The sequence below is a fragment of the Streptomyces sp. SID3212 genome (genome assembly GCF_009865405.1).
In the GTDB taxonomy this organism is placed as follows: Bacteria; Actinomycetota; Actinomycetes; order Streptomycetales; family Streptomycetaceae; genus Streptomyces.
Genome location: NZ_WWJY01000910.1, coordinates 1 through 3538, shown reverse-complemented (window position 1 = coordinate 3538; position 3538 = coordinate 1). Strand labels below are relative to the sequence as shown.

Annotated in this window: 2 protein-coding genes; one reads left to right on the top strand and one right to left on the bottom strand. The window is 71.8% G+C overall.

Going from position 1 to position 3538, the window contains the following annotated elements; all coding sequences use genetic code 11:
- Positions 1–179: 179 nt before the first annotated feature.
- Positions 180–1670 carry an ATP-binding protein gene (locus GT042_RS27350; protein ID WP_161311395.1) on the bottom strand — a complete coding sequence of 497 codons (1491 nt, stop codon included), beginning with the start codon at positions 1668–1670 and terminating at the stop codon, positions 180–182.
- Positions 1671–1786: 116 nt separating this feature from the next.
- Between GT042_RS27350 and GT042_RS27345 the strand changes: the two genes are divergently transcribed.
- A partial coding sequence (locus GT042_RS27345) for a thioredoxin domain-containing protein (RefSeq protein ID WP_161311394.1) occupies positions 1787–3538 on the top strand: 1752 nt, incomplete at its 3' end.

The following is a 3538-nucleotide window of genomic DNA, read 5'->3' as shown; positions in this document are numbered from 1 at the left end:
GGAGACCCCCCGCGTCAACCCGCCCCCCGCCCCGCCGCATCTCCTCCTCCACGGCCCGCACCAACAGCCGCTCAGCCTCGGCCCGATGACTCTCCCGCATGAACGTCCCCCTCCGGATTGCCATGAGAACCCCATTGTCCAGCGCACACACCACGAGCGCGAGGGACCTGGGCGTCCTGCTACACGGGCCACGCCGCGACCACGTCGTGGGGGCGCCAGACCAGGTGGACGCCGTCCTGGGGTGTGAGGCCCGTCGTGCCGTTGAGGGTGGCGATCACCAGGCCGCCAGGGCCTTCGGTGTAGCCCGGTACCTGGGCCGCGGACTGTTTCAGCGTCACCAGGTCGTGGTGGTCGAACGGGGTGTTCAGCCACTTGACGGAGCCGGCGAAGAAGACCGTGCGGGCCACCGGGGCACGGTCCGTTCCGATCAGGTCGATCTCCGGGTCGAAGCGGCGGTTCCACCAGCCGCCCACCGCCTCGGTTTCCGGCCACGGGAAGTCGGTGGTGCCGGCCGCGAGGGCGAGGGATTCGCGGATCAGGGGTTCGACGGCCCGGCCCCGCCAGGCCGCCCAGCGGCGTTCGATCACGCGGAAGGCCGCCTCGGGCCGGCCGCGGCGGGTCTGTTCCTGGGCGGCGCGCAAGGCGGCCAGGTAGAGCCGTAGGTTGCTGTCGGCGACGCGGTGGAGTGCGGGCTTCCCCGGCTTGTCGGACAGGGGGTGGTCGACGGCCAGGACGCGCTTCTCCTCGGACAGCTTGCGCAGGAGCGGGGACAGCACCCCTGACGGAAGAGCCGCGCTCTGGCTTCCCGCGGTGGCGGCGATGTTGGCGTGCGTACGGTCTCCGCTGCCCACCGCTTCCAGCACCTGCCGGGCCTGGTCGGGCGCGGGGAACTCCGCCATCAGCGTCGCTTCCGGTACGCCGAAGACCGGTGAGGCGGGATCCGCGCACTCCGCCTCCAGGAACGCGAGGGCCGGAGTGCCGTGCGGCCAGGCGCGGAGGACGCCCGGCAGGCCACCGGAGACCAGATGGGCGTCGATCGCGTCGGCGGCGTCCAGCCCGAGGGCGCTTCCGGTCTCCGCCGGGCTCAGCGGACCGAGGACCAGATTGTCGGCCCGGCCGTAGAAGGGCCGGTCGTAGGCGGTGAGCCGTTCCATCATGTGCAGATCGCTGCCCAGCAGCAGAAGCAGGACCGGCTGCCGCGCCAGCAGCCGGTCCCACGCCGTCTGGAGCGCTCCGTCGAAGACGGAGTCCTGCTCCGCCAGCCAGGGAAGCTCGTCCAGGACGACCACGCTCGGTACGCCGGGCGCGGCCGGTGAACCGGCGAGGGCCGCGGAGAGCAGCCGGAAGGCGTCCGGCCAGTTGGTCGGGGCGCTCGTGGGAATGACGGCGCCGGTATCCCCGGTGGGGTCGGTGTTCCCCAGGGACGAGGTCCGCAGCTCGGTGTGGAAGGCCGCGAGTGCCTCCAGGGTGGGCGCGCCCTTGGTGGCGCTGAAGAAGACGTAGGGAACCGCCGCCCGGTCGCAGAATTCCTGGACCAGCCGCGATTTCCCGACCTGGCGCCGACCCCGGACGGTCAGGGCGCGCCCGGACCCGGTCGCGACGACCCGGTCGAGCCGTTTGCGCAGCAGCCCCAGCTCGGTGCTGCGGCCCACGAAGGGGGTGGCTGCCATGGCCGCTCCTTGGTAGATCTCATCTATGTAGATCTGTTCTACATAGATTCAGTCTACCTAATTGGGCGCGTGCGGGGGAAACCGTTCGCGGCGCGGCCCTCGGGCAGGATGGGGGCATGGTGAACCGACTCGCCCATGAGACCTCTCCGTACCTCCTCCAGCACGCCGACAACCCCGTCGACTGGTGGCCCTGGTCGCCGGAGGCGTTCGCGGCGGCGCGTAAGCGGGATGTGCCGGTGCTGCTCAGCGTGGGGTACAGCAGTTGCCACTGGTGTCACGTCATGGCGCACGAGAGTTTCGAGGACCCGACCACCGCCACGTACATGAACCGGCACTTCGTCAACATCAAGGTCGACCGCGAGGAGCGGCCCGATGTGGATGCCGTCTACATGGAGGCCGTGCAGGCCGCCACCGGGCACGGCGGATGGCCCATGACCGTGTTCCTGAACGCCGACGGGGAGCCCTTCTACTTCGGTACGTACTTTCCGCCCGCCCCCCGTCAGGGCATGCCCTCCTTCCCGCAGGTCCTCGAAGGCGTCACCTCCGCCTGGACCGAGCGGCGTGACGAGGTCACCGAGGTGGCCGGGCGGATCGTGGGGGAGCTGGCCGGGCGGTCGCTCGCGCAGGGTGGGGACGGGGTTCCCGGGGACGAGGAGCTGGCGCAGGCGCTGCTCGGGCTGACCCGGGAGTACGACGAGCGGCGCGGTGGGTTCGGGGGCGCGCCCAAGTTCCCGCCGTCGATGGTGCTGGAGTTCCTGCTGCGCCACCACGGGCGTACTGGGGCCGAGGGGGCGCTCCAGATGGCCGCCGACACCTGTGAGGCGATGGCCAGGGGCGGGATCTACGACCAGCTCGGCGGCGGCTTCGCCCGGTACTCCGTGGACCGGGAGTGGGTGGTGCCCCACTTCGAGAAGATGCTCTACGACAACGCGCTGCTGTGCCGCGTGTACGCCCACCTCTGGCGCGCCACCGGCTCCGACCTGGCGCGCCGCGTCGCCGTCGAGACCGCCGACTTCATGGTCCGTGAACTGCGTACCGCCGAGGGCGGGTTCGCCTCTGCCCTGGACGCCGACAGCGAGGACCCGGCGAGCGGGAAGCACGTGGAAGGGGCGTTCTACGTCTGGACCCCGGAGCAGCTGCGCCACGTACTGGGCGACACGGACGGGGAGTTCGCTGCCCGGTACTTCGGCGTGACCGAGGAGGGCACCTTCGAGGAGGGGGCCTCCGTGCTTCAACTGCCCCTGGGAGAAGGGGTGGTGGATGCGGGGAAGGTTGAGGGGGTACGGCGGCGGCTGCTTGCCGCGCGCGACGAACGGCCCCGCCCCGGCCGCGACGACAAAATCGTCGCCGCCTGGAACGGGCTCGCGATCGCCGCGCTGGCCGAGACCGGCGCGTACTTCGACCGGCCCGACCTGGTGGAGCGCGCCACCGAGGCCGCCGACCTTCTCGTACGGCTGCACATGGACGACGCCGCGCGACTCGCCCGTACGTCCAAGGACGGCAAGGCCGGCGCCAACGCCGGGGTGCTGGAGGACTACGCCGATGTGGCGGAGGGGTTCCTCGCGCTGGCTGGGGTGACCGGTGAAGGAGCGTGGCTGGAATTCGCCGGTTTCTTGCTGGACATTGTGCTGGACCAGTTCGTCGCCCGGGACGGCGAGGGCGGGCGCGGCACGCTGTACGACACCGCCCACGACGCCGAGCGGCTCATCCGGCGGCCCCAGGACCCGACGGACAACGCGACCCCCTCCGGCTGGACGGCCGCCGCCGGCGCCCTGCTCTCGTACGCGGCCCACACCGGCTCCGCACGCCACCGGGCCGCCGCCGAAGGGGCGTTGGGTGTGGTGAAGGCGCTCGGCCCCCGCGCGCCG